Origin of the sequence: Falsiruegeria mediterranea M17, from assembly GCF_900302455.1 — a bacterium.
GTDB classification, from domain to species: Bacteria; Pseudomonadota; Alphaproteobacteria; order Rhodobacterales; family Rhodobacteraceae; genus Falsiruegeria; species Falsiruegeria mediterranea.
Map to the genome: position 1 here is coordinate 74,097 of NZ_ONZG01000004.1, position 19,976 is coordinate 94,072.

The 19,976-nt window shown below is 59.5% G+C and carries 16 protein-coding genes; 11 read left to right on the forward strand and 5 right to left on the reverse strand.

Annotated elements, in window-relative coordinates; all coding sequences use genetic code 11:
- Window positions 1–108: 108 nt before the first annotated feature.
- Window positions 109–3,612, forward strand: a complete 3,504-nt coding sequence (dnaE, locus tag TRM7615_RS08845; RefSeq protein WP_108786595.1) for a DNA polymerase III subunit alpha — start codon at window positions 109–111, stop codon at window positions 3,610–3,612.
- Window positions 3,613–3,657: 45 nt separating this feature from the next.
- Here dnaE and TRM7615_RS08850 read toward each other — a convergent pair whose 3' ends face one another.
- Together TRM7615_RS08850 and TRM7615_RS08855 are read right to left on the reverse strand one after the other, a co-directional pair.
- The gene (locus TRM7615_RS08850) at window positions 3,658–5,607 is read right to left on the reverse strand and encodes a DUF3604 domain-containing protein (RefSeq protein WP_235824049.1); all 1,950 of its coding nucleotides are present in this window, start codon (window positions 5,605–5,607) and stop codon (window positions 3,658–3,660) included.
- A 154-nt stretch (window positions 5,608–5,761) separates the two neighbouring features.
- Complete coding sequence (locus tag TRM7615_RS08855; RefSeq protein ID WP_108786597.1) at window positions 5,762–5,956, reverse strand: SlyX family protein; 195 nt, start codon at window positions 5,954–5,956, stop codon at window positions 5,762–5,764.
- A gap of 104 nt (window positions 5,957–6,060) precedes the next feature.
- Here TRM7615_RS08855 and TRM7615_RS08860 point away from each other — a divergent pair, with 104 nt between their 5' ends.
- Entirely contained in the window at window positions 6,061–6,864 is an 804-nt protein-coding gene (locus tag TRM7615_RS08860; RefSeq protein WP_108786599.1) for a crotonase/enoyl-CoA hydratase family protein, read from the forward strand.
- On the opposite strand, the gene TRM7615_RS08865 is transcribed toward TRM7615_RS08860, so the two are convergent.
- Entirely contained in the window at window positions 6,861–7,766 is a 906-nt protein-coding gene (locus TRM7615_RS08865; RefSeq protein ID WP_108786601.1) for a hydrogen peroxide-inducible genes activator, read from the reverse strand. The two genes, TRM7615_RS08860 and TRM7615_RS08865, sit on opposite strands and share 4 nt — an antisense overlap.
- A 98-nt stretch (window positions 7,767–7,864) precedes the next feature.
- On the opposite strand from TRM7615_RS08865, the gene TRM7615_RS08870 reads away from it, so the two are divergent.
- The 4 genes from TRM7615_RS08870 (at window position 7,865) to hisG (ending at window position 12,215) form a co-directional block, all read left to right on the forward strand.
- Window positions 7,865–8,833: a sodium-dependent bicarbonate transport family permease gene (locus TRM7615_RS08870; RefSeq protein ID WP_108786603.1), complete on the forward strand. Its 969-nt coding sequence runs from the start codon at window positions 7,865–7,867 to the stop codon at window positions 8,831–8,833.
- Between the two features lie 107 nt (window positions 8,834–8,940).
- Window positions 8,941–10,428, forward strand: coding sequence for a histidine--tRNA ligase (gene hisS, locus TRM7615_RS08875; protein ID WP_108786605.1), 1,488 nt, complete (start codon window positions 8,941–8,943; stop codon window positions 10,426–10,428).
- A gap of 3 nt (window positions 10,429–10,431) precedes the next feature.
- Window positions 10,432–11,520 (forward strand): ATP phosphoribosyltransferase regulatory subunit, encoded by a 1,089-nt coding sequence (locus tag TRM7615_RS08880; protein WP_108786607.1) that lies wholly within the window; start codon window positions 10,432–10,434, stop codon window positions 11,518–11,520.
- Window positions 11,517–12,215: an ATP phosphoribosyltransferase gene (gene hisG, locus TRM7615_RS08885; protein ID WP_108786609.1), complete on the forward strand. Its 699-nt coding sequence runs from the start codon at window positions 11,517–11,519 to the stop codon at window positions 12,213–12,215. Before TRM7615_RS08880 ends, hisG begins: the two co-directional genes overlap by 4 nt.
- Before the next feature lie 19 nt (window positions 12,216–12,234).
- Here hisG and TRM7615_RS08890 read toward each other — a convergent pair whose 3' ends face one another.
- Complete coding sequence (locus tag TRM7615_RS08890; RefSeq protein ID WP_165821401.1) at window positions 12,235–12,678, reverse strand: cupin domain-containing protein; 444 nt, start codon at window positions 12,676–12,678, stop codon at window positions 12,235–12,237.
- Window positions 12,679–13,174: 496 nt separating this feature from the next.
- Between TRM7615_RS08890 and TRM7615_RS08900 the strand changes: the two genes are divergently transcribed.
- The gene (locus tag TRM7615_RS08900; protein ID WP_235824050.1) at window positions 13,175–14,074 is read left to right on the forward strand and encodes a LysR substrate-binding domain-containing protein; all 900 of its coding nucleotides are present in this window, start codon (window positions 13,175–13,177) and stop codon (window positions 14,072–14,074) included.
- Window positions 14,075–14,078: 4 nt separating this feature from the next.
- On the opposite strand, the gene TRM7615_RS08905 is transcribed toward TRM7615_RS08900, so the two are convergent.
- On the reverse strand, window positions 14,079–15,083 hold the full coding sequence (locus TRM7615_RS08905) for an AraC family transcriptional regulator (protein ID WP_108786615.1): 1,005 nt from the start codon (window positions 15,081–15,083) through the stop codon (window positions 14,079–14,081).
- Between the two features lie 311 nt (window positions 15,084–15,394).
- Here TRM7615_RS08905 and TRM7615_RS08910 point away from each other — a divergent pair, with 311 nt between their 5' ends.
- From TRM7615_RS08910 to TRM7615_RS08925, 4 genes are all read left to right on the forward strand, one after another.
- Window positions 15,395–16,630 (forward strand): metal-dependent hydrolase family protein, encoded by a 1,236-nt coding sequence (locus TRM7615_RS08910; RefSeq protein WP_235824051.1) that lies wholly within the window; start codon window positions 15,395–15,397, stop codon window positions 16,628–16,630.
- Between the two features lie 88 nt (window positions 16,631–16,718).
- Window positions 16,719–17,468, forward strand: a complete 750-nt coding sequence (locus tag TRM7615_RS08915) for a DUF3299 domain-containing protein (RefSeq protein WP_108786619.1) — start codon at window positions 16,719–16,721, stop codon at window positions 17,466–17,468.
- On the forward strand, window positions 17,458–18,642 hold the full coding sequence (locus tag TRM7615_RS08920; protein ID WP_108786621.1) for a carbohydrate porin: 1,185 nt from the start codon (window positions 17,458–17,460) through the stop codon (window positions 18,640–18,642). Before TRM7615_RS08915 ends, TRM7615_RS08920 begins: the two co-directional genes overlap by 11 nt.
- Before the next feature lie 163 nt (window positions 18,643–18,805).
- Entirely contained in the window at window positions 18,806–19,870 is a 1,065-nt protein-coding gene (locus tag TRM7615_RS08925; protein ID WP_108786623.1) for a Hint domain-containing protein, read from the forward strand.
- Window positions 19,871–19,976: the final 106 nt, after the last annotated feature.

Genomic DNA, 19,976 nt, shown 5'->3' on the forward strand with positions numbered 1-19,976 from the left:
TTGAAACACCTTCAAGAATCCCCGAAAAGTAATGCCTATTATTTCGACATTCCGAAGAGCGGTCGCTTGCGTCTTTCCCCCCTTCGCGGGCTGCGCTAGCTTGGGCGGATGAGCAGCGATCCCCGATTCATTCACCTCCGCGTCCACACCGAATACTCTCTTCTCGAGGGGGCCATGCGACTGAAAAAGTTGCCCGGGCTTTGTGTCCAGATGGACATGCCGGCGGTGGCCGTGACCGACACCAACAACCTGTTTTCCGCGCTTGAATTTTCGGTCGGTGCAGCAGGCGCGGGTGTCCAGCCCATTATCGGCTGTCAGGTCGATCTGGCCTATCTGACGCCGCAGCCAGGGGAGAAGCCAAAGGACCCGGCGGGCGTGGTGCTGTTGGCCCAGACCGAGCGCGGGTATGAGAACCTGATGAAGCTGAACTCATGTCTGTACATAGACAAGGGGGGGCAGTTGCCACAAGTCACGCTGGACGAGCTTGAGGCGTATTCTGATGGCTTGATTTGCCTGTCGGGCGGTCCCGAGGGGCCGATTGGGCGACTCTTGCAGGCGGGCCAGCGACCCGCGGCCGAGGAACTGATGGACCGGTTGGCCGCAATCTATCCAGATAGGCTCTATGTCGAGTTGCAGCGCCATCCCGGCGAGGATGGTCAACCAGAGTCCGAGCGCCTGACCGAACGCGCTCATGTGGAAATGGCCTATTCCAAGAACCTGCCGCTTGTGGCCACCAACGACGCCTATTTCCCAACCACCAAGATGTACGAAGCGCATGACGCGTTGATCTGTATTTCCGAGGGGGCCTATGTCGACCAGCAAGAAGGGCGGCGGCGTCTGACAGCGCAGCACTACTTCAAGTCGCAACAAGAGATGGTGACGTTGTTTGCCGATCTGCCCGAGGCGATTGAGAACACGGTTGAGATCGCCAAGCGCTGCGCCTTTATGGCCTATCGCCGTGATCCGATCCTGCCCAAATTCGCCGACGACGAGGTTGCCGAACTGCGCCGTATCGCCAACGACGGTCTGCAAAAACGTCTGGCAGTGATCCCGCATGCTGTGAGCGTCGAGGAGTACCAGGAACGGCTGGATTTTGAGCTGGGCATCATCGAGGGAATGGGGTTCCCGGGCTACTTCCTGATCGTGGCAGACTTTATCCAATGGTCCAAGGATCATGATATCCCGGTTGGGCCGGGGCGGGGCTCGGGTGCGGGTTCGCTGGTGGCCTATGCGCTGACCATCACCGACCTTGATCCGTTGCGTTATTCATTGCTGTTTGAACGGTTCCTCAACCCGGAACGGGTTTCGATGCCCGACTTCGACATCGACTTTTGCATGGATCGCCGCGAAGAGGTGATCCGCTACGTGCAAGAGAAATATGGTCGCGACAAGGTGGGCCAGATCATCACCTTTGGTGCGCTTCTGTCCAAGGCTGCCGTGCGTGACGTGGGCCGGGTGTTGCAGATGCCCTATGGCCAGGTCGACCGCCTGTCCAAGATGATCCCGGTTGAGGGCGTGAAACCCGTCAGCATCGAAAAGGCCCTGCAGGATGAGCCGCGACTGGCCGAAGAGGCCCGCAACGAAGAGGTCGTGGACCGGCTGCTGACCTATGGCCAGCAGGTCGAGGGGTTGCTCAGGAACGCCTCGACCCACGCCGCCGGTGTGGTGATTGGCGACCGGCCACTGGATGCGCTGGTGCCGCTCTATCAGGATCCGCGCTCGGATATGCCTGCGACCCAGTTCAACATGAAATGGGTGGAACAGGCCGGGTTGGTCAAGTTCGACTTTCTGGGTCTGAAAACGCTGACAGTCATTCAGAACGCCATGGACCTGATCTTTAAATCCGGTCGCGATCTGCATGTCGCTGCCGATGGCACGCAGCTTTATGAACCCGCCGAGGGCGCGGCGAACGAGATCAACGCCATCCCGCTTGATGACGAGCCGACCTATAAGCTTTATTCGGCTGCCAAGACGGTGGCGGTGTTTCAGGTGGAATCCACCGGCATGATGGATGCGCTCAAGCGCATGAAACCGACCTGTATCGAGGACATTGTTGCCCTTGTGGCGCTGTATCGTCCGGGTCCGATGGAGAACATCCCGACCTATTGCGAGGTCAAGAACGGGCTCAAGGAAATTGAATCTGTTCACCCGCTGATCGACCACATCCTGGCCGAAACACAGGGCATCATCGTTTACCAGGAACAGGTGATGCAGATCGCGCAGGTCATGGCAGGTTACTCGCTTGGCGGTGCTGACCTGCTGCGCCGTGCGATGGGTAAAAAGATCAAAGAGGCGATGGACGCCGAACGCCCCAAGTTCGAAAAGGGCGCGGGCGAAAACGGGGTCGACAAGAAAAAGGCATCCGAGGTTTTCGACCTTTTGGAAAAATTCGCCAACTACGGGTTCAACAAATCCCACGCGGCGGCCTATGCGGTGGTGTCTTATCAGACGGGTTGGCTAAAGGCGAACCACCCGGTCGAGTTCATGGGCGGCGTCATGAACTGCGACATCCATCTGACCGACAAGCTTGCGATCTATTTCGAAGAGGTCCGCAAGGGGTTGAAGCTGCCTTATGTGCCGCCTTGCGTGAACCGCTCGCTGGCCACCTTTGACGTGGTGAACGGCGAATTGGTCTATGCGCTGGGCGCGCTTAAAAACGTGGGCGTCGAAGCGATGAACCTGGTGGTGCAAGGGAGAGGTGACAAACCGTTTGTGAACCTGTTCGATTTTGCCCGTCGGGTGGATTTGAAGCGGGTTGGCAAGCGCCCGCTGGAGATGATGGCGCGCGCGGGCGCGTTCGATCAGCTCGATCCCAACCGCCGCCGCGTGTTCGAAAGCCTCGAGCCGTTGGTGAATTATTCGGCGGCCATTCAGGAGCAGAAGAACTCGAACCAAGTCTCGCTGTTTGGTGAAGCGGGCGATGACCTGCCCGAACCGCGCCTGTCAAACTCGCCCGATTGGCTGGCGGCTGAACGCCTGAGCGAAGAGTTCAAAGCCATCGGCTTTTACCTGTCCGGTCACCCGCTGGATGATTACATGCCCGCGCTCAAACGCAAGGGCGTTCTGACGCTGGACGAGGTGATGGAAAAGGCTCGCTCCAGCCCGCTGATTGCCAAGATTGCGGGCGTCGTGGCCGGGCGGCAAGAGCGGAAATCGGCGCGCGGCAACCGCTTTGCCTTTGCCCAGCTTTCAGACCCGACAGGGGCCTATGAGGTGACGCTGTTTTCGGAAGCCTTGGAAAAGTGTCGCGAGCACCTGGAAACGGGCGCCCATGTGGTGGTCCAGGCCGAGGCGACGATGGAAGCCGATCAGCTGAAGTTGTTGGGCCGTTCGGTTGGGCCGATCGATGCGGCGATTTCTTCGTCGACAGGAACCAGTGGGCTCAAGGTGTTTTTGGAAGCACCCGAGGCGGTGCCCACGGTGGCCAAGGTGTTGGCCGATGCAGCCGAAGCCGCCAAGGGGGCCTCACGCGGGCCGATCCAGGTGTGTTTGATTGCTGCTGGTTTGCCGGGGGATGTAGAGATGGATCTGGGTCGTGATTTCCCGATCAGCCCACAGATCAAGGGCGCGCTCAAGTCACTGGATGGTGTGATGGCCGTCGAGGAGCTCTAAGTACATGCGCCGCCCTTGGGGCGGCGCTTACATTTTCTTGAACCCTTACCCTTCGGCGGGTGTGTACCAGATGGGCGAGGAGTAGGCGCGTTCCTGATGGATCAACTGCGCCTCTTCCGGCAGTTCGATGCCAAAGCGGATCTTGTCGTAGACCACCCAACGCGGTGTCGGGATTTCAAGTACGCGTACATAATAGAACGCACGCTCACCCGCGTCGAATTCGGGATCGGTCCAGACTGTCGCCAGCTCAGCTGCACCAATTGTGTTGGTCCAGCTTGCGGTTTCAAGGTCAACAGTATTGCCAACCTCGGGCAGTTTGCCGTCGCCGTCGATCTCGCGGTCATCGGACCAGGCAACATCAAAGACCTTTTCGTGCAGCTCTCCCTCCGCATCCATCCAACCTTTGACCACTTGAACGCGGTCCAGATTGGCCCCGATCGGATCGCGCAGGGCAAAGATCAGGAAGCTGGGCGCTGCATCACTGTCACGCGGGCGCATGTCGCCGCCCATGGGCACACCCTTGTTATATCCGATCAGCGCAGGCGAGCGTGATTTCAGATCATCGCCAGTGAACTCCCACCCACCAAAGAACCGCAACCCGATGCGGGGACCTGTTGTGGCATAGGTCTCGCGTCGTTTGAAAGCGTCAAAGATGGCGCTGCGGGTGTTTTCCTCGGCCCAGACAGCTGTGTAACCCGATGCGACCAATTGATACCCTTCGATCCGGCCCAGATCGCTGGCGATGAAGGGGTGTTCGATCCGTGTGGGCGAGGGTTCAACGCTGGTGGATTTGCCAAAGAAGTTGTCTTCTTCCGCTGTCGCCAGCGACGTGTGGCTGTCCGTTGCGCCGCCAAGGCCGAACTTGTAGGGGTTAGTGCCCAGTTTCGCTTCTAGCGCCAAACCCTGTTTTAGCGCCTCGCGGGCATACTCGCCTTTGAGCATTTCGTCTGTCTTGATCTCGGTCAGATCAAGGTTGCCGACATCCCAGTTCTCATAGTCGGCAAATTCATCATCCGGGCTTAGGAAAGGATGCGCTTCTCCGTCGCCTTTGATCTGGGTGATCTCATAATGCGGTTCCCACTTGGCGCGCTGTTTGACGTAATCCTCGTCCACCACGCCGCCGTGATAGGTGTCTTTGGTCGGGAACATCCAGCCATTCGACAGGTTGCCGTTGTGCGCAAACGCGACCGCGCGACCGCCAGTCTTCTCCTGATACATCTCCAGCCACTCATAGAGATAGTTGGGGTCGGTGTCGCCGTAAGGGGCTTGCGTTACTGGCGGGACGACCTGTTTTGCGCGGGTTGGGCCATCGCGTAGCATCACATTGCGGTGCAGGTTGAAACCTTTGGGCACTGAGGTCCACTCGAACCCGATAAAGGCAGTGAATTCGCCAGGTTCGTTGGCGTCCTCAGCCGCTTGCACGATCTTTTCCCAGACAAAGGCAAAGGCGTCCGCGCCGGGGCTGTAGGATTCCAACAGCATTTCAGGCAAGGTGCCTTGCGAGAAGTTTGTGATCAGGTCAAAGGCGGATTTGCCTGCGGCCTCTCCGCCCTTGGTGTAACCTTCGTACCATTCGCGACCCTTGGGGTCGGCCAGCACGCCGGGTTTTCCTGCTTGCAGGTCGGGCGCAAAGCCCATCAGGTCAGTGTGATCGGTCAGAACCATCCAATCCAGCGGACGACTGAGTTTCACAGGCAGGCCAGTCGAAGATGTGACTTGCTGGCCCTTGGCAAAGGCCCAGGCATCGTCGGGGCCCAGAATGTTACCGAATGCACCGGCGTCCAACGACAGGCTGGTGTGAAGATGCGTTTCGCCCCACAAGGGCTGAATCGGTATGGATCGGTTAGCGTAGGGCGAAAAGGCCTCTGGCGGGAAGGCGCTGGCGGCGGCTTCTTCGGTGGTCTTGATCTGGGCCTGTCCCGCGCCAGGCAACATCAGTGCAGCGGTCATCGCAACAGAGGACAGGAACGCGGTGGAACGTCTTTGGGTCTTCATACTGATCTCCCTGAACAGATTTTGGGGACCGTACGCTATTGGCAGCGGCAGGCCGTCTCGTTTGGGTATTCAAGTATTCAATTGGCAGTATGGATCGAGTATCTGTTTTGAAACAGATACTTGTCAACAGTCAGCTTTGACGTGATCAGGGTGATCAGTAATGTGGCGGACGTTCGTCGCCCAGAACGATGCCACCGGCGCCGGCTTGTTCGCGCTCGGCCTCACGCTCCATCAACATCTGCACGCGCCGGGTCAGAAGGGCGATCTCGGTCTCTTGTCGGGCCACCACGTCGCTCATCTCTTCGACCGTGCGGGTCAGGTGGGCGATCTGTTCCTCGAGGTTCTGCATGGGGCATGGGTCCTTTGGCGTTCTGCCCTGTCATACAGGCGCAACGTCACGCTTGCTAGCCCGATATCATGGGGTCGAGGCTGCGATCAGAGGGAGAAATCGCTATGACCATCACCATCGACAAATCAGACGGCATCACAACAATTGCCATCAACCGGCCCGATGCTCGAAACGCGGTCAACCCCGAGACGGCTCGGTTGCTGTATCAGGCTTTTCTTGATTTTGAGGCAGACGAGGCTCAACGCGTTGCGATTCTGACCGGGACAGGTGGATACTTCTGCGCCGGTTTCGATCTCAAAGCGGCAGGCGCGGGGGATGCAACTGGTTGGATGGCCAAGGTTCAGATCCCTGAAGGCTGGGACAACCCAGTGATCCATCCCATTCCAGGCCCGATGGGGCCATCGCGGTTGATGCTGTCCAAGCCCGTAATCGCAGCCATTGAAGGCCCAGCAGTGGCCGGCGGCATGGAATTGGCGGCCTGGTGCGACATGCGCGTGATGGCGCAGGGTGCGGTGACTGGCGTGTTCTGCCGCCGATGGGGTGTGCCATTGATCGACGGGGGCACGATCCGCTTGCCACAGATCCTGGGGCAGGGGCGGGCAAACGACCTGATCCTGACGGGCCGCGGGGTCGAGGCGAGTGAGGCGCTTTCGCTGGGCTTTGCCAACCGGACTTGTCCACAAGGTGAGGCGCTGAAGGTCGCCCGCACGATTGCCGCCGATCTGATCCGATTCCCGCAGACCTGCATGTTGGCCGATCACCTGTCGGCGCGCATGACACCAACTGATCTGGCCGCAGCACTGCGATGGGAATGGGTGTCTTTTGCGGCCTTTGCTGCCGAAGGTCAGGCGGGTGCCGCGCGTTTTGCATCAGGCAAAGGTCGGTCGGGGGATTTTGGCGACATCTAGATGGTCAGCAGACGATTGGCTTCGCTTTGCAAAATCTCGGCCAAGACGTCGCTGCCGGGGCGAGGGGCGGGCAACTGCGGTTGAACTAGGGCCAAATCGCGCATCGCATCTGCTTCATCCAGCGCGATCAGATGCACATCCGTGCCTCGGCGCAACTCGGTTGCGGCATAGATGCTGGGCAGGATGGCCAGACCTGCCCCGGTGGCCGCCATAAGGCGAATCGCGTCAAGGCTGGTGCCCTCGTATTCGTCCGACACCCGCCCACCGGCCCGCGCGGCCAAGCCAGCCACGATATGCGACAGCCGGTGGCCCGCGCCCAGGGTCAAAAGGGTCTGACCCTTAAGCGCCGAAAGCGGAACGCGGGTCAGCGTGGAAAACTCGGGATGATCCAGAGCCACCGCAACCCAAAGCTTTTCCGTGAACAGATGCGCCCTGCGCGCGCCTGGGTGATCTTCGGGGGTCGAGATGATCATGTCCAAACGTCCGCTGCGCAGCCCTTCGTCCAGATCGCGTGTGCTCTCTTCGCGCACGATCAGACGGAATCGGGGGTGCTCGCGGTGCAAACGGCGCGCGACACCAGGCAAGAGATACGGACCGATTGAGGGCAAGACCCCCAGCCGCAGGCGACCCTGAAAGATGCCACCGCCCCGTGCTGCGACCCTAAGATCCTGAATTTCATGCAGAATCAGGCGGGCGCGGCGCACAACCTCTTCTCCGACCGGGGTGATCTTGGCGCCCGCACGGCCGCGTTGAAACAACTGGGTGCCCAGGTCGGACTCAACTTCGCTCAGCTGTGCGGACAGGCTGGGCTGGCTTACGTTCAGACGCGTGGCGGCCAGGCCGACCTGGCCGGTATCAGCCACGGCGACGATATACTCCAATTGACGAAGCGTAGGGCGCATTCATAGCTCCAAACTATGCAAAATACAGTTAACATATATTTGTATTTATATTAACGGCAAGAAATACGGTTGCGGACATTTGACTGACAGGAACCGCAATGGAACTTTCTATCGCTGCGCTGACCAGCAACTTGCTGGCCCCCACTATCCTTTTCTTTGTGCTTGGCCTGATCGCCGCCTTTGCGCGAAGTGATCTGTCCATTCCCGAAGGCGCGGCCAAGATCATGTCGATCTACCTGCTGCTCGCCATTGGGTTCAAAGGCGGCGCCGCAGTGGCCAAAAGCGGGGTCGACGGCCAATTGGTGACCTCGCTGATTGCAGGCATGGTGTTGTCCTTTGTTCTGCCCTTTGTGGCCTATGGGTTGCTCAAGGCGATGACGCGCCTGGATGGGCTGAACGCGGCAGCTGTGGCGGGGCACTATGGCTCGATCTCGATCGTGACCTTTGTTACGGCCGTCAGCCTGCTCGAGGCGCGCGGGATCACGTCCGAGGGGTATCTGGTTGCCGTCGCAGCGGTGATGGAGGTACCTGCGATCATGTCGGCGCTGTGGATCGCGGCGCGCAAGACGGGCGCGGCTAAGATGGACGGCAAGTTGATGCGGCACATCCTGGGCAATGGATCGATCGTGCTACTTGTGGGCTCGTTCGTGATCGGGGCAGTCACCGGCGAAAAGGGTCTGAACGACCTTCATCCCTTCATTGTCGTACCGTTTACAGGCGTTCTGGCGATTTTCCTGCTGGACATGGGCCTGTCGGCGGGCCGGAGCCTGATTGAAAACAAACAGGACATCTCGGGCGGGTTGCTGGTGTTTGGGTGCGTGATGCCGGTCATTGGCAGCCTGTTTGGCCTGCTGGCCGCGGTTCTTGTTGGGCTGTCAATCGGCGGCACATTTCTGCTCATGGTGCTGTCGGCGTCCGCCTCGTACATCGCGGTGCCCGCGGCGATGCGCTTGGCGTTGCCACAGGCCAAGTCCGGCATCTACCTGTCCTTGGCGCTTGGGGTGACGTTCCCGTTCAACCTGACGCTGGGGATGCCGCTCTACTACATGCTCGCCAGCCTGGTCTGAGCGTTTGGGCGCTGCGTCCACCCAGGGTGCGGCGCCCCTTTACCTTGCCCCTCAGCGGACCATGGGCTAGACCCCGCGCGACAGTAATGCCCCCTGAGGATACTTCGATGGCAAAGACCAAGAAACAGCCCCGCCCCAAGGCCGCAACGCCCAAAGGGTTCCGCGACTATTTCGGCTCCGAGGTCACGCAGCGCACCCAGATGCTGCAGCAGATTGCCCATGTGTATCATCGGTACGGCTTTGATGCGCTGGAAAGCAGTGCGGTCGAAACGGTCGAGGCGCTTGGCAAGTTCCTGCCTGACGTCGACCGCCCGAACGAGGGCGTCTTTGCCTGGCAAGAGTTTGACGAAGGCGGCAATGGCGACTGGATGGCCTTGCGCTATGACCTGACCGCGCCTTTGGCCCGCGTCTATGCGCAGCACCGCAATGACCTGCCGACGCCCTATCGCCGCTATGCGATGGGGCCGGTGTGGCGTAACGAAAAGCCGGGACCGGGGCGCTATCGACAGTTCTATCAGTGCGATGCGGATACCGTTGGCACCGCCTCGATGGCAGCCGATGCCGAGATTTGCGCGATGCTGTCGGACACGCTGGAAACTGTTGGCATTCCGCGCGGAGACTATCTGGTGCGCGTCAACAACCGCAAGGTCATGAACGGCGTACTCGAGGTGATGGGCCTTGGCGACGATCAAGCCGCCCGCGACAACGTACTGCGCACCATCGACAAGTTCGACAAGGTGGGCGAGGCCGGTGTGCGCGAGTTGCTGACCAAGGGCCGCCTTGATGCCTCGGGCGCGTTTATCGACGGTGTGGGCCTGAGCGACGATCAGGCCGAGCCGGTGATTGCCTTCCTGACTTCCAAGTCTGCGGATGCGGCTGGAACTCTGGCCAACCTGCGCGCGGCTGTTGGTGCGTCCAAAGTGGGCGCGGACGGTATCAACGAACTGGAACAGATCGGCGAGTTGCTGGCTGCTGGCGGCTATGGTTCCGACCGGATCGAGATTGACCCCTCGGTCGTGCGTGGCCTGGGATACTACACCGGCCCGGTCTATGAGGCCGAGCTGACGTTCGAGATCTTTGACGAGAAAGGCCGCAAGCGGCAATTCGGATCAGTCTCGGGCGGCGGACGCTATGACGATCTGGTCAAACGCTTCACCGGCCAAGAGGTTCCCGCCACTGGTGTCTCCATCGGCGTTGACCGCCTGCTGGCGGCGCTGCGCGAAAAGGGCCGTATTCAGGCGCAGGAAACTGGACCCGTTGTGGTCACAGTGATGGACCGTGACCGCATGGCAGACTATCAGGCGATGGTTTCCGAGCTGCGCAATGCAGGCATTCGCGCTGAGGTGTATCTGGGTAACCCCAAGAATTTCGGCAACCAGCTGAAATATGCGGACAAGCGTAACTCTCCCATCGCGGTCATCGAAGGCGGTAGTGAGAAAGAGGCGGGCGTCATCCAGATCAAGGACCTGATCCTGGGCGCCAAGATTGCTGAAAGCGCCACGCTTGAGGAATGGAAAGAACGCCCCAGCCAGTTTGAAGTGCCACGCGGCGATCTGGTCGCTAAGGTGCGCGAAATTCTGGACGGGCAGGGCTGAGCCATGGCCAAACGTTCCGACATTCAGGCCCGCGCCGCGATGATGCGGGTGCGGTTCGAAGCGGCGGGCGGCCAAGTGGTCGATCCGCCCTTGTTGCAGCCTGCTGGCACCCTGCTGGATCTGTACGGCGAAGACATCCGTGCCCGCGCTTATGTGACCTCAGACGCGCTGCGCGGCGAGCAGATGATGCGCCCGGACTTCACGGTGCCGGTCGTGCAGATGCATATGCGCGACGGGGCCGAGCCTGCGCGCTATACCTACTCGGGCGAGGTGTTCCGCCGTCAGGAGCACGACCCCGACCGGTCCAATGAATATGTGCAGGTGGGGTATGAGGTCTTTGACCGCGACGATTCTGCAGCGGCGGATGCCGAAGTCTTTTCGCTCTTTGCTCTGCAACTGCGTGGCCTGTCCCTGCGTGCAGCAACGGGTGACATTGGCATTTTGATCGCCGCCGTTCAGGGCCTGAAAACCACCGAACGTCGCAAGGCTGCCCTAATGCGCCACCTGTGGCGTCCGCGTCGGTTCCGTGCGCTTTTGGATCGTTTCGCAGGGCGCTCGCCCGTGCCTGCCAGCCGCGAGGCGCTGCTGGCGTCCGAGGATCCGATGGGGTTCGACGCGCCTATGATTGGCAAACGCAAAGCGGCCGAGATTGAGGCGCGTATCGAAGCGCTACGCGAAGACGCTGCCGCGGGTCCGATCTCGGACACCGAAATGGTCGGCCTCGACAGCTTGCTCGCCGTGCGCGAGACGATGCCCTTTGCGCTGGAACAGCTGCGGGATGTGGCGGTGGACCTGCCGCAGATCTCGCCCGCGCTGGATAGGCTCGAGGCGCGGATTGCCGCCTTGGCTGCACGGGGCGTCAACGTGCACGACCTGGATTTCGAGGCCGCCTATGGCCGCACTTCGATGGAATACTATGACGGTTTTGTCTTTGGCTTTTACGCGGAACGCCGTCCTGATCTGCCCCCGATCGCCACGGGTGGACGCTATGACGCGCTGACACGGCAATTGGGCAACGGTGCCGAAATCCCTGCCGTGGGCGGCGTGCTGCGCCCTGACCTGATGCTCGAAATCGAGGAGGCCACGCAATGAGCCTGAAACTCGGTGTGCCGTCCAAGGGGCGGCTGATGGAAAAGACCTTTGCCTGGTTCGAAAAGCGTGGCGTCAGCCTGTCGCGCACCGGATCGGACCGCGAGTATGCAGGGAAGGTCGAAGGGATCGACAACGTCCAGCTGGTGTTGCTGTCGGCAGGGGAAATTCCGCGCGAGCTGGCCGCAGGGCGTATTCATTTGGGCGTCACCGGCGCAGATCTCGTGCACGAAAAGCTACCCCGTTGGGAGCAACAAGTCGAAGAGATCGCACCGCTTGGCTTTGGGCAGGCCGATTTGATCATCGCCGTCCCCAATTGCTGGGTTGATGTGGACACGCTCGACGATTTGGATGCGGCCGCCTCAGCCTTTCGTGAGGTGCACGGCCACCGAATGCGGATCGCCACCAAGTATCACCGCCTTGTGCGCGAGTTTCTGACGGACAGCGGTGTGGCCGATTTTGCCCTCGTTGACAGCCAGGGCGCGACCGAGGGGACGGTTGCCAATGAAACCGCTGAGGGCATCGCCGACATCACATCAACCGGTGAGACCTTGCGGGCCAACCACCTCAAGATCCTGTCGGATGGCTTGATCCTGCGCTCTCAGGCGACTCTGTGGCGCAGCCGTGAGGCGCAGTATTCCGCTCACGACAAGGTGACGCTGGAAACTCTGCTCGACATGTTCGACAGCGCCCGTTGAACCATGCGTGAGGTCGCCGTTACAGCGGCGGCCCCACAAACTCCTGACAATGGGCTTTTGCGATCCGGGCCATTTCGTCCGGCGTCAAGGCGTCCTTTGACAAGGCAGCGTGAAAGGCGCGGAACATCGCCTCGGCCTGCAGCGCAGGCGAAAAGACATAGTGCAACCGCCCCGGCGTATCGCCCACGTTCTTGAAGGCATGAACGGTGCCGCGCGGCACAAAGGCTACGTCGCCAGATATCATGCGATGCATCTCGCCGTCGATTTCGACGTCGAATGTACCTTCTAGGAAAAAGAACGTTTCGTCCTGGTTGTGATGGATGTGACGGCCAGGGCCGACGCCCGGTTGGACAATGTCCTCGAACACTTCCATCGTGCCGCCCGTCTGATCCCCCGTAAGCAGGATGCGCAGGGTGATCGCACCGGGAAAGTCTAGCGTCTCGTTGTTTGAATAAGGGCTCACGGCGGGGGTCATTGCGCTCTCGGTCTGGCTGTTGCGAACGGGACTAGAGCATAGCGAAACAGTCCGACCTGTCAGGACCGAAACCCCTGCGCGCGCGCACAAGGGATGTGCGGTTCACATTTGGTAGAGGTCAGGTGCACCTCATAAGGAGCCCGGTCGGACACCCAAACTTCCATGCCTGCATCCTGCCGTTCTGGGTCGCGCGTTAAGCCCAGGTCAGACAACAGATGCGGCGAGGTTTGTGCCAGGCGGAGCAGGTCCTGCTCAACCGGTATCTCTGCCTGTGAGTGCCACTTTGGGATTGAAAATTGCATCCATCGAAACAAGCCTACGAGCAAGGGCGTGGGGTTGAACGTCAAGCGTCGGTTGTTGGTCTTGTTTATAGTAATCATGGCTGATCCCTTTGCGTTTCGAACAGTTCTACTGCCGCACCAGGGTTGATTTCAAACCAGGCTTTCTCATAGATTGGATTAGGAAAAATCACCCAAAGGGAATCATGCTTCCACCTCTGAACGCTCTGCGTGCCTTTGAAGCGGCCGCGCGCCATGGCGGATACATTGATGCCGCCGACGAGTTATGCGTGACACGCGGCGCGGTCAGCCGCCACGTGAAGCTGCTGGAGGAACACCTGGGCGTGACCCTCTTTAGGCGCAATCACCGTGGGGTCGAGCTGACGCAGGTCGGGCAGGCGCTGTTGCCGGAACTCACCGAGGCCTTTGCCCGGATTGAGCGCGCCACGCGTCGGGCATCTGCATCAGCGTCCGAGTTGCGGATCATCTGTCCGCCGGGGCTTTCCATCCGCTGGCTGTTTCCGCGTTTGCAGGGGTTTCGAGATCAGCACCCGGATATCCGGGTGCGCCTGACGACTGAGTTCTACGGGGATCGCGGATTTGATCCGGCAGAGCAGGACGTGGGCATTTCGCTAGAGCATTGGCCGGGTCGGTCGGCTGACATCAAGGCGCAGTTCCTGTTTCCCATGTCTTTGGTCCCCGCCTGTGCTCCGTCGCTGTTGGATCAGGGGCCACCGTTGGTCGAGCCATCCGATTTGCGCCACCGCCCGCTGTTGCACGAAAGCACAAAGCGCGAGGATTGGACGACTTGGATCGACACTTTTCAAGTCGATGGGCTTGACGTGCAAAGCGGCGAGGCATTCCCGAACCTCGACATGGCCACCAAAGCGGCCGTTTTGGGGGCGGGCGTGGCGATGGTCGATCCCTTGCTATGTGCCGAAGAACTGGAACGGGGGTTGTTGGTTTGCCCGTTCCCGGACATGGTCTGTGGCACGCAGTACGGCGGCTATGCGGTGATCGGGTCACAAGACAAGTGGGACAGCCCAAATATGCGTGCCTTTCGAGACTGGGCAGTCGAGAACGTCCCCGCACCAGTGAACAAGTAGCGGATCATGCGTCGTCAGATGGGTCAAGGGACCGGCGGAATTCTTGTGGGGACTGGCCGGTCTGAGACCGAAAGAACCGCGCGAAATGGGACTGGTCGGAATAGCCAAGGCGAAGCCCAACATCCCCAATGGAAAGCTCTTCGTCCGCCAGAGCCTCTTGCGCGACCTCGATCTTCAACCGCTTGACCTCGCGTGCGGGGGTTGTCCGGTGCAGTCGCAACGCTGCTTCAAGCCGCCGTTGCCCCAATCCCAGAGCACGGGCCAGGTCCTGAGAGGTCAGCTTGCCCTTCCACAACAAGGGACGGGCGGCGCTGCGCAGGGCGGCCACGATCGACATGTCGGGTTCGTCTGTTGCAGGGGGCGAGGTTTCCGCCTTGGCGCGCAGCTTCAAGTCGGTATTCAGCCATTCGGGCGGAAATGAAATCGTAAGCGTCGGATTTTCGACGCGCGCCAAGCGCACCCCCATGAACCCGCGAGGCACCGCCTCGGGGTAAGCGGTTTCGACCAAGACGTCCTGCGCCATCCAAGTCGGCCCCATGGCCGTTTTCAACAACCTCAGATGCATGGCTATGCCAAACCCGTCGACCTGACGGGGCGGGTTTTCCGTGCGCACCAAACGGCTTACACCATAGCTGGCGCGATCCGCTTCGACGATCAGCGTATGTTTCACCGAGCTCGATTCCTGGGGCACCTGCATCAGATAGTTGGCCAGAAATCCGCCGACCTTGCCCGAGGCCTTGGCCGCAGCGGCAATGGGGGGCCAGATGCTCAAGTCAAATTGCTGCCCGACCTCGCACCCCAGATGCGGGATTTCGGACTGCTCGGCCAAGGCATTGCAGAGGCCATAGATGATTTCCGCATGCACTGTGGCGTTCGGGTTCCTCAGCATCTGCTTGCTTAGACCAAGGGTCGCCAGCGCGGGTCTTGGATCAGCTCCCGATCGTTCTATGTGCTCAACAAACGGTTGAACCAGGACCAAACGAATGAACCCGTCTTGAGTGCGTGGCATGCCAGATGTCCGTTCAAAAGTCGTTGGCCATTATTGCACAGAGTTGCCGAAAGTGTCGGCCATTTTTCTGACTTTCATTTTCAGGATCAGTGAAACTGGCCGACGAATCGAATTCATAAGTGCTAATATTCGTCTAATTTAATGACTTGGAGGGAAGTATGATTCGTAGATTGGCCTGTGCCGCGATGTCCGTTGCACTCTCGTTTTCCGCTGTTTCCGTGCAAGCGCAGGATGACGCGCCCGCCCAAACCCTGTTCACCAACGTGCATGTTTTTGACGGCGTGAACGAGGCCCGGATCGAAAACGCCAGCGTGCTGGTCGAAGGGAACCTGATCAAATCCGTTTCAACCGAGGCGATTGATGCACCAAACGCCACGATCATTGACGGAGAAGGGCGCACGTTGACACCGGGTTTCATCGAGAACCACGCACATCTGATGCTGATGGGGCCGTCATTGTCAGCAATGGAGGCCAACACGACCTGGGAAGACTTCGGTATTCACGGCACGCGTATGGCCGAGATGTACCTGATGCAAGGGTTTACAACCGTGAGGGATGCCGGAGGTGCAAATGGTGGCCTTCGCCGTGCAATTGACTCGGGTCAGATCGCAGGACCTAGGTTTTACCCTTCGGGAGCTTTTCTCGGAACGCGTGGCGGTCATGCCGACTTTGCAACCTTCACCTCACCGCCGGGTGGGTCTACGAATTTTGGTCGCCTGAATTTGTCACAGGAAATTACTGGTGTTGATGACGTGTACGTCTATGGGCGCAACAACTTCCGCATGGGGGCCACCCAGCTGAAGTTCATGATTTCGGGCGGCGTGGTGTCAGCATTTGATCCCTGGCAGCTATTGGCCGGTGCTCCTGAGGAAATCGCGGCGGCCGTGCAAGTTGCCAGCGAATACGAGAGCTATGTGATGGCCCATGCCTATCGCAAGGAAGCGATTATGAATGCGCTCAACGCGGGCGTCATGTCGATTGAACACGGGTTTTCATTCGATTGTGACATCGCGGAAGTGATGGTTGAAAAAGGCGCTTATATCACGACCAATTTGACCGCTTTCGATCCCGGTCTTTTGGATGTCCCCGCCGTCAAGAATCAGCCGTCCAGCTTGGCAAAAGCAAAATCGGCTTCTGCCACGTTCGCGAATTACATTCCCAACATGAAGAAGTGCCCTGTACCGCGAGGTTTCCAAACAGACTGTGTCGGTTCGGTTGAGGCCTGCAATATCCAAATCGCCTACGAAAAGCATCTCAATAACGAGTTTTTTGGCCCGTTTCAGTCGATGATTACTTTGACATCAATCGGCGGTGAAATTGCGCAGCTTAGCGGCAACTTTATGAACCCATATCCTGACGCGAAACTCGGTGTCATCGAAGAGGGTGCTTATGCCGATATTTTGCTGATCGACGGCAATCCTCTTGAGGACTTCACAGTGGTGGGGACAGGCGACAAATGGTTCGGTGCAGACCCGCGTCCCGAAAGCCCTGAAACCATCCGGCTGATCATGAAAGACGGCGTGGTCTACAAGAACACGCTGAACTGATCCCGCTGATCTAATACCGCTGACCCAATCCCTCGGTGCGGCGTGGGCATTTCGATGTCTGCGCCGCGCCACTGACAGGACGTGAGATATGCTTAAGTTTCTTTCCCTGAGTGTGCTGCTGCTTGGCGCGACCGTTGCCCATGCTGAACGCGGGATGCTGGATTGGGCGGATCTGATTGATGAGGCGGCCCAAAGCTATGAGGATCCTTATCGGGACCTGAGCGCCGAACAGCTCACCGCTTTGGTAGAGGTTGCGCGCATGCAATCACAGTTGACGGCAACCTCGGACGATGATCAGCGGAGCGAGCTTGGTCAGCGCCTGTCCGACGCAAAAACTGCGCTTGCCGAGGATGGAGTTGATGCGGACTGGCTCATCTCGCAGCGTTGGGTTGCGGCAGAACGTCGACGGAATGCGGCCTGGGCCGGTGATGCGGATGTGGACGGTCAAATCGTGACCTTGGGGGGGTATGTTATCCCCGCGCCTGCGGATCAGGATGGGGTTGCCACGGTGTATCTGGTCCCCGAGCGCGGCATGTGCAGCCACGTTCCTCCGCCACCTCCGAACCAGATGGTGCGCGTTCGCCTGAACAGCGATTGGCGACCTCAGACCATTTACGAACCTGTGCGGCTGACGGGGCAGATTGCTGTTGTACCGACCGAGCGAGAAGTCGTTGTTGTTGACGGGCCTGTACGCATGCAAGCTGCGTTCACGATGGAGGCAACCAAAGTTGAACCGCTGGCGTTTGCCGGCGCGATGTCCGCAGGTGGCAAAGCTTGGGTCGAGAAGATGACGCAGCAATTGCGGGATAAAGAGGGGGATGGCCTGAATGAGGACTAGGATCTTTGCCCTTGCAGCTTTGCTCTTGTGGTCGGCGGTGCCGGCTGCCGCGCAAAGCGGTGGGTTGAACGGTCCATCCTCGGTCGGGGCCGAGCTGGATGGGGATGGGCTGACAGACCCACAGTATCGCTCGGCCTTTCCCAAGAATGTGGCACCGGGGTGGTTTGCCTGGAAAGACAGCCTGGCGGAAAACGGGTTTCGCTTCAGCATTGACTATTTGACCCTTGGGCAGTCGTCGGATTCAAATGTGGGCAACGGTCGTGCGGGCGGCGGTATCGCGCGGTTCTATGGGGCCTGGCAGGCGACGGAACAGGGATCACTGACCTTCAAGGTAGAGCATCGCCACGCCTATGGCACAGTCGCTCCTCAGTTTTTGGGCCTGAACGGCGGCGCCTTGTCGATCACGGGCACGGCGTTCAATGACAATGGCACCATGTTAACGAACCTGTTCTGGACGCAGCGGGCTGCCAGTGGAAATTGGACGCTGCAATTTGGTCAGATCGACGTCACTGACTTTGTGGATGTCTATGGCCTGGTTAGCCCCTACACCGGATTTCAAAATCTGGCGTTCAACACCAACCCGACGATCAATGCGCCGAACCCGGGGCTGGGGATCGCGGGCGGCGTCAAGCTGGGTTCGAATTTCTACGCCGTGGCCAGCGTGGCCGATGCCAATGCCGACCCCACCAACCCGGACTTTGAAGTCTTCAGCCACGGTAATCTCTTCAAGAGCCTCGAGATCGGCTATACCTCGGGCTTTGATCGGATCTACTTCGACAATGTGCATGTGACTCTGTGGCATGCCGACGCCGCAGATGATGGCAGTCGGCCCGAGGACTATGGCGCGGCCTTTTCCGCCGCCTGGTTCCTCGACAATCAGTGGATGCCGTTTGTGCGGGCTGGTTGGGCCAAGGGCACGGCTGCGCTCTATGAGCGCTCGTTTTCCACCGGGATCGGATATTATGGGCGTAACACCGACTTGGCGGGTGTGGGGCTCAACTGGGCCGAGGCACGGGGCGTTCCGGGGACGCAGTTCACGACCGAGCTGTTCTACCGGTTCTCGATCTCTCCGAATTTCCAAATCACGCCGTCGTTGCAATACATCGACAACCCTTTGACCTCTGCGCAGAGCGGGTTCGCCATTCTGGGGCTGCGCGCCCGTGTCGTTTTTTGACGCTGCTCAGAGTCAAGGCTTCTTTGATTTTCGAAAGCTCTCAGGCTGACACTGCGGTATTAAGAACACGCTCTAGTATTCTGTAATTATGTGACTTCCTTTGAGGCACCTAAATTGTTAACGGTTCCTCAATAAAAAAATACAAAGGCAGGCATACAGGCAGATGAAAACGGGCTTTCGTGGCACGTTCGTCATTTCCTGGTCGCAAACAGATCTCGACGGCCTTGAGGCCGCTCCGCTGGATTCGCTTTCGGTGGGTGCGGTATGGTCGTGGCACGGTGAGGCGGTGCGCGTGGATGGACCCACGGGGCTGTTGCGATTGGATCATGCGGACGGTGAAGATGCGCTCCGGAAACGGGCTGCACGCAAAGTGCGGCGACTGGTGGGCGCAGCGGTACAACACAGATCGGACATCGAAGAAATCGAGTTCGACGAACCTCTGGCAGATCAGAGCTTTGTCGTCACCAATGGGGCTCAGAGCTACACGGTCACGGTCATAGATCCCGAAAACGGCGCGGCGCCGCTGTTGATGTTTCTGGATCAGATCCCGCCGCGCAACACTGATCTGTGGGTGGTGCATCATTCCCTGTCCCGTTCGGAACCCGCACATGTGGACACAAGCGGGCGCGGGGTCATCTGTTTCACACCCGGCACCCGGATCGCGACGCCCACCGGCCCGCGTTTGGTTGAGGAACTGCGCGAAGGCGACAAGGTCCAGACCCGCGATAGCGGTCCGCAGCAGATCCAGTGGATCGGTCACCGTCGCATGAGCGGCGCGCGGCTGTTTGTAATGCCTAAACTGCGCCCGGTGCGATTGCGGATGGGCGCCTTGGGGATCGACCGTCCTGATGCTGAATTGCTGGTTTCCCCCGAACACCGGATGTTGGTGAAAGGGGCAGCTGCGCAGGCGTTGTTCAACACGTCCGAGGTTTTGGTGCCCGCACGGGAGCTGATCAATGGCTCGACCATCTCGGTCGATCTGACGGTGCGCCAGGTGACCTATATTCACCTGCTGTTGCCCAGCCATCAGATCTTGTGGGCCAATGGCGTGGAAACCGAAAGTTTCCACCCGGCAAATGCGGCTCTGACCTCTTTGACGGATGAGGACCGGGCGCGCCTGCTGGGGCAGATGCCAGGGCTTGATGCTGACCCCTACAGCTATGGCGCATTTGCGCGTCGCAACCTGACGGACACCGAATCCGCCCTGTTGCGGCACGAGGCCGCCTGAGCCATCAGAAAACTTGCCAACTGTTGTTGACTAGCGTGTTGACTCTGGGGGCCGCGCGGATATAAGCGCGGCTTCATTGGTGTTGGTGGCCCTCGCAAGGGGATCC

What these genes read in the sequence shown, in the direction of transcription:
- TRM7615_RS08855 (WP_108786597.1), bottom strand. Translation starts at nt 5,956, where the DNA reads ATGCAGAACCTCGAGGAACAGATCGCCCACCTGACCCGCACGGTCGAA.
- TRM7615_RS08860 (WP_108786599.1), top strand. Translation starts at nt 6,061, where the DNA reads ATGACCATCACCATCGACAAATCAGACGGCATCACAACAATTGCCATC.
- TRM7615_RS08905 (WP_108786615.1), bottom strand. Translation starts at nt 15,083, where the DNA reads ATGCCACGCACTCAAGACGGGTTCATTCGTTTGGTCCTGGTTCAACCG.
- TRM7615_RS08925 (WP_108786623.1), top strand. Translation starts at nt 18,806, where the DNA reads ATGAAAACGGGCTTTCGTGGCACGTTCGTCATTTCCTGGTCGCAAACA.
- hisS (WP_108786605.1), top strand. Translation starts at nt 8,941, where the DNA reads ATGGCAAAGACCAAGAAACAGCCCCGCCCCAAGGCCGCAACGCCCAAA.
- TRM7615_RS08880 (WP_108786607.1), top strand. Translation starts at nt 10,432, where the DNA reads ATGGCCAAACGTTCCGACATTCAGGCCCGCGCCGCGATGATGCGGGTG.
- TRM7615_RS08915 (WP_108786619.1), top strand. Translation starts at nt 16,719, where the DNA reads ATGCTTAAGTTTCTTTCCCTGAGTGTGCTGCTGCTTGGCGCGACCGTT.
- TRM7615_RS08870 (WP_108786603.1), top strand. Translation starts at nt 7,865, where the DNA reads ATGGAACTTTCTATCGCTGCGCTGACCAGCAACTTGCTGGCCCCCACT.
- hisG (WP_108786609.1), top strand. Translation starts at nt 11,517, where the DNA reads ATGAGCCTGAAACTCGGTGTGCCGTCCAAGGGGCGGCTGATGGAAAAG.
- TRM7615_RS08865 (WP_108786601.1), bottom strand. Translation starts at nt 7,766, where the DNA reads ATGCGCCCTACGCTTCGTCAATTGGAGTATATCGTCGCCGTGGCTGAT.
- TRM7615_RS08900 (WP_235824050.1), top strand. Translation starts at nt 13,175, where the DNA reads ATGCTTCCACCTCTGAACGCTCTGCGTGCCTTTGAAGCGGCCGCGCGC.
- TRM7615_RS08850 (WP_235824049.1), bottom strand. Translation starts at nt 5,607, where the DNA reads ATGAAGACCCAAAGACGTTCCACCGCGTTCCTGTCCTCTGTTGCGATG.
- TRM7615_RS08920 (WP_108786621.1), top strand. Translation starts at nt 17,458, where the DNA reads ATGAGGACTAGGATCTTTGCCCTTGCAGCTTTGCTCTTGTGGTCGGCG.
- dnaE (WP_108786595.1), top strand. Translation starts at nt 109, where the DNA reads ATGAGCAGCGATCCCCGATTCATTCACCTCCGCGTCCACACCGAATAC.